Annotated in this window: 2 tRNA genes and 2 rRNA genes; all 4 read right to left on the reverse strand. The window is 48.9% G+C overall.

Annotated elements, in window-relative coordinates:
• Nucleotides 1-69: 69 nt before the first annotated feature.
• Nucleotides 70-2960 (reverse strand): 23S ribosomal RNA (locus POD11_RS17575).
• A 362-nt stretch (nt 2961-3322) separates the two neighbouring features.
• Nucleotides 3323-3398: transfer RNA gene (locus tag POD11_RS17580), tRNA-Ala, on the reverse strand.
• Between the two features lie 56 nt (nt 3399-3454).
• Nucleotides 3455-3531 (reverse strand) — tRNA-Ile (locus tag POD11_RS17585).
• Nucleotides 3532-3590: 59 nt separating this feature from the next.
• Nucleotides 3591-5128, reverse strand: a 16S ribosomal RNA gene (locus POD11_RS17590).
• Together the 16S and 23S rRNA genes with 2 tRNA genes alongside form the textbook arrangement of a ribosomal RNA operon.
• Nucleotides 5129-5299: the final 171 nt, after the last annotated feature.

Genomic DNA, 5299 nt, shown 5'->3' on the forward strand with positions numbered 1-5299 from the left:
AACTAAATCAAGTTGCTTTGCATGTTTATGAATCGATTGATGCTTCATATACAACTGCTTGGGTGTTGTATAGTCAAGCCTCACGAGCAATTAGTATTGGTCAGCTTCACATATCACTATGCTTCCACATCCAACCTATCAACGTCCTAGTCTCGAACGGCTCTTTAGAGGAATAAATTCCTAGGGAAATCTTATCTTGAGGTAGGCTTCCCGCTTAGATGCTTTCAGCGGTTATCCCTTCCGAACATAGCTACCCGGCGATGCGACTGGCGTCACAACCGGTACACCAGAGGTTCGTCCACTCTGGTCCTCTCGTACTAGGAGCAGATCCTCTCAAATTTCCAGCGCCCACGGTAGATAGGGACCGAACTGTCTCACGACGTTCTAAACCCAGCTCGCGTACCTCTTTAAATGGCGAACAGCCATACCCTTGGGACCTGCTTCAGCCCCAGGATGAGATGAGCCGACATCGAGGTGCCAAACACCGCCGTCGATATGAACTCTTGGGCGGTATCAGCCTGTTATCCCCAGAGTACCTTTTATCCGTTGAGCGATGGCCCTTCCATACAGAACCACCGGATCACTAAGACCTACTTTCGTACCTGCTCGACTTGTGGGTCTCGCAGTTAAGCGCGCTTTTGCCTTTATACTCTACGCGTGATTTCCGACCACGCTGAGCGCACCTTCGTACTCCTCCGTTACTCTTTAGGAGGAGACCGCCCCAGTCAAACTACCCACCAGACACGGTCCTCGTCCCGGATAACGGGACAGAGTTAGAACCTCAACATTACCAGGGTGGTATTTCAAGGACGGCTCCATTGGAACTAGCGTTCCAACTTCAAAGCCTCCCACCTATCCTACACAAGTAAGGTCAAAGTTCAGTGTCAAGCTGCAGTAAAGGTTCACGGGGTCTTTCCGTCTAGCCGCGGGTACACTGCATCTTCACAGCGATTTCGATTTCACTGAGCCTCTGCTGGAGACAGCGCCGCCATCATTATGCCATTCGTGCAGGTCGGAACTTACCCGACAAGGAATTTCGCTACCTTAGGACCGTTATAGTTACGGCCGCCGTTTACTGGGGCTTCGATCAAGAGCTTCGCTTACGCTAACCCCATCAATTAACCTTCCAGCACCGGGCAGGCATCACACCCTATACGTCCACTTTCGTGTTTGCAGAGTGCTATGTTTTTAATAAACAGTTGCAGCGGCCTGGTTTCTGCGGCTGTCGTCAGCTCAGGAAGCAAGTTCCATCACCAACAACAGCGTACCTTCTCCCGAAGTTACGGTACCATTTTGCCTAGTTCCTTCAGCAGAGTTCTCTCAAGCGCCTTGGTCTACTCGACCTGACCACCTGTGTCGGTTTCGGGTACGATTCCTGTGTAACTGAAGCTTAGAGACTTTTCCTGGAAGCATGGTATCAGCCACTTCGCTGTACAAGTACAGCTTGCTATCGGATCTCAGTATAGAGTACCCCGGATTTGCCTAAGATACATACCTACATCCTTCCACCTGGACAACCAACGCCAGGCTGACTTAACCTTCTCCGTCCTCTCATCGCATTACACAGAAGTATTGGAATATTAACCAATTTCCCATCGACTACGCCTTTCGGCCTCGCCTTAGGGGTCGACTCACCCAGCCCCGATTAACGTTGGACTGGAACCCTTGGTCTTTCGGCGAACGGGTTTTTCACCCGTTTTGTCGTTACTCACGTCAGCATTCGCACTTCTGATACCTCCAGCATACTTCTCAATACACCTTCATCGGCTTACAGAACGCTCCCCTACCACTTGACTAATGTCAAATCCGCAGCTTCGGCACATAGTTTTAGCCCCGTTACATCTTCCGCGCAGGCCGACTCGACTAGTGAGCTATTACGCTTTCTTTAAAGGGTGGCTGCTTCTAAGCCAACCTCCTAGCTGTCTATGCCTTCCCACATCGTTTCCCACTTAACTATGATTTTGGGGCCTTAGCTGGCGGTCTGGATTGTTTTCCTCTTGACTACGGACGTTAGCACCCGCAGTCTGTCTCCCGGATAGTACTCATAGGTATTCGGAGTTTGCATCGGTTTGGTAAGTCGGGATGACCCCCTAGCCGAAACAGTGCTCTACCCCCTATGGTATTCGTCCGAGGCGCTACCTAAATAGCTTTCGGGGAGAACCAGCTATCACCAGGCTTGATTAGCCTTTCACCCCTATCCACAAGTCATCCCCTGGCTTTTCAACGACAGTGGGTTCGGTCCTCCAGTTAGTGTTACCCAACCTTCAACCTGCTCATGGATAGATCGCCTGGTTTCGGGTCTATACCCAGCAACTAAACGCCCTATTAAGACTCGGTTTCCCTACGGCTCCCCTATACGGTTAACCTTGCTACTGAATATAAGTCGCTGACCCATTATACAAAAGGTACGCAGTCACACCACGAAGGTGCTCCCACTGCTTGTATGCATGCGGTTTCAGGATCTATTTCACTCCCCTCACAGGGGTTCTTTTCGCCTTTCCCTCACGGTACTGGTTCACTATCGGTCAGTCAGGAGTATTTAGCCTTGGAGGATGGTCCCCCCATATTCAGACAAGGTTTCACGTGCCTCGCCCTACTCGTCATCATTATGTGTGCCCTTTCGTGTACGGGAATATCACCCTCTACGTTCGCACTTCCCAGAGCGTTCCACTAAAACACACATAACTTAATGGGCTGATCCCCGTTCGCTCGCCGCTACTGAGGGAATCTCAATTGATTTCTTTTCCTAAGGGTACTGAGATGTTTCACTTCCCCTCGTTCGCCTTGCAACACTATGTATTCATGTTGCAATACCTACCTTAAAGTAGGTGGGTTCCCCCATTCAGAAATCTCCGGATCAAAGGATATTTGCCGCCTCCCCGGAGCTTATCGCAGGCTATTACGTCTTTCATCGCCTCTGACTGCCAAGGCATCCACCACATGCACTTAATTACTTGACTATACAACCCCAAACAGTCGTCAACACCTACAAGTGAGTGTTGTCCGTGCGACTCTTCATCGCTACTATCTGTTGTCTGTGTACTTAAACACTGTACAGCTTCAATCTAAATTCATATACCAAAACGCTTGATTCAGTTAATTTGCTAGTTCTCAATTAACTCCAAGATTAGAATTACTTCTTCTCTCTTTGTTATTGAGTGAACAATTTATTTCAGACTCAATTTTGCCAATCTGTTAATGAATAAACATGCCTTCGTCAGGTCATGCTTAATACCGTGATACTTAAATCACAGAAGTTAATAAACCAAGATCCTAAAACCTCTATTTACTAATTTCTGTAATCCGAACTTCTCTTAAGTTCTGGTGGAGACTAGGAGAGTCGAACTCCTGACCTCCTGCGTGCAAAGCAGGCGCTCTACCAACTAAGCTAAGTCCCCAGCTTACATCATCAGTCATGTATCTTTTTATCTATAACTTTAACCAGTCAAAGTCATGGTGGGTCTGACAAGACTTGAACTTGTGACCCCACGCTTATCAAGCGTGTGCTCTAACCAACTGAGCTACAGACCCTCAGATACATCTATGAAGAACAACTTGTTGTGGATTCTTACCAATCGTCAATCTTTCGTTAAGGAGGTGATCCAGCCGCAGGTTCCCCTACGGCTACCTTGTTACGACTTCACCCCAGTCATCGGCCACACCGTGGTAACCGCCCTCTTTGCAGTTAGGCTAGCTACTTCTGGTGCAACAAACTCCCATGGTGTGACGGGCGGTGTGTACAAGGCCCGGGAACGTATTCACCGCGGCATTCTGATCCGCGATTACTAGCGATTCCGACTTCATGGAGTCGAGTTGCAGACTCCAATCCGGACTACGATCGGCTTTTTGAGATTAGCATCCTATCGCTAGGTAGCAACCCTTTGTACCGACCATTGTAGCACGTGTGTAGCCCTGGCCGTAAGGGCCATGATGACTTGACGTCGTCCCCGCCTTCCTCCAGTTTGTCACTGGCAGTATCCTTAAAGTTCCCGACATTACTCGCTGGCAAATAAGGAAAAGGGTTGCGCTCGTTGCGGGACTTAACCCAACATCTCACGACACGAGCTGACGACAGCCATGCAGCACCTGTATGTAAGTTCCCGAAGGCACCAATCCATCTCTGGAAAGTTCTTACTATGTCAAGGCCAGGTAAGGTTCTTCGCGTTGCATCGAATTAAACCACATGCTCCACCGCTTGTGCGGGCCCCCGTCAATTCATTTGAGTTTTAGTCTTGCGACCGTACTCCCCAGGCGGTCTACTTATCGCGTTAGCTGCGCCACTAAAGCCTCAAAGGCCCCAACGGCTAGTAGACATCGTTTACGGCATGGACTACCAGGGTATCTAATCCTGTTTGCTCCCCATGCTTTCGCACCTCAGCGTCAGTGTTAGGCCAGATGGCTGCCTTCGCCATCGGTATTCCTCCAGATCTCTACGCATTTCACCGCTACACCTGGAATTCTACCATCCTCTCCCACACTCTAGCTAACCAGTATCGAATGCAATTCCCAAGTTAAGCTCGGGGATTTCACATTTGACTTAATTAGCCGCCTACGCGCGCTTTACGCCCAGTAAATCCGATTAACGCTTGCACCCTCTGTATTACCGCGGCTGCTGGCACAGAGTTAGCCGGTGCTTATTCTGCGAGTAACGTCCACTATCTGAAGGTATTAACTTCAGTAGCCTCCTCCTCGCTTAAAGTGCTTTACAACCATAAGGCCTTCTTCACACACGCGGCATGGCTGGATCAGGCTTGCGCCCATTGTCCAATATTCCCCACTGCTGCCTCCCGTAGGAGTCTGGGCCGTGTCTCAGTCCCAGTGTGGCGGATCATCCTCTCAGACCCGCTACAGATCGTCGCCTTGGTAGGCCTTTACCCCACCAACTAGCTAATCCGACTTAGGCTCATCTATTAGCGCAAGGTCCGAAGATCCCCTGCTTTCTCCCGTAGGACGTATGCGGTATTAGCATTCCTTTCGAAATGTTGTCCCCCACTAATAGGCAGATTCCTAAGCATTACTCACCCGTCCGCCGCTAAGATCGGTAGCAAGCTACCTCTCTCCGCTCGACTTGCATGTGTTAAGCCTGCCGCCAGCGTTCAATCTGAGCCATGATCAAACTCTTCAGTTAAAATCATTTTGTACCTTATTTAAAGACAAGGTACCAATTCTGGCTCATCAATTACTGACTTAAATTTCGCTCAAATAAACTTCGAGTAATTTAAACCAATCAATCAATGAAAATTATTTCGATTAATCAATCAGTAAAAATCCACACAAGTTGTTCTTCAATTCTCTTAAT

It is taken from the genome of Acinetobacter sp. P1(2023) (assembly GCF_028367635.1).
Lineage (GTDB): Bacteria > Pseudomonadota > Gammaproteobacteria > Pseudomonadales > Moraxellaceae > Acinetobacter > Acinetobacter pittii_E.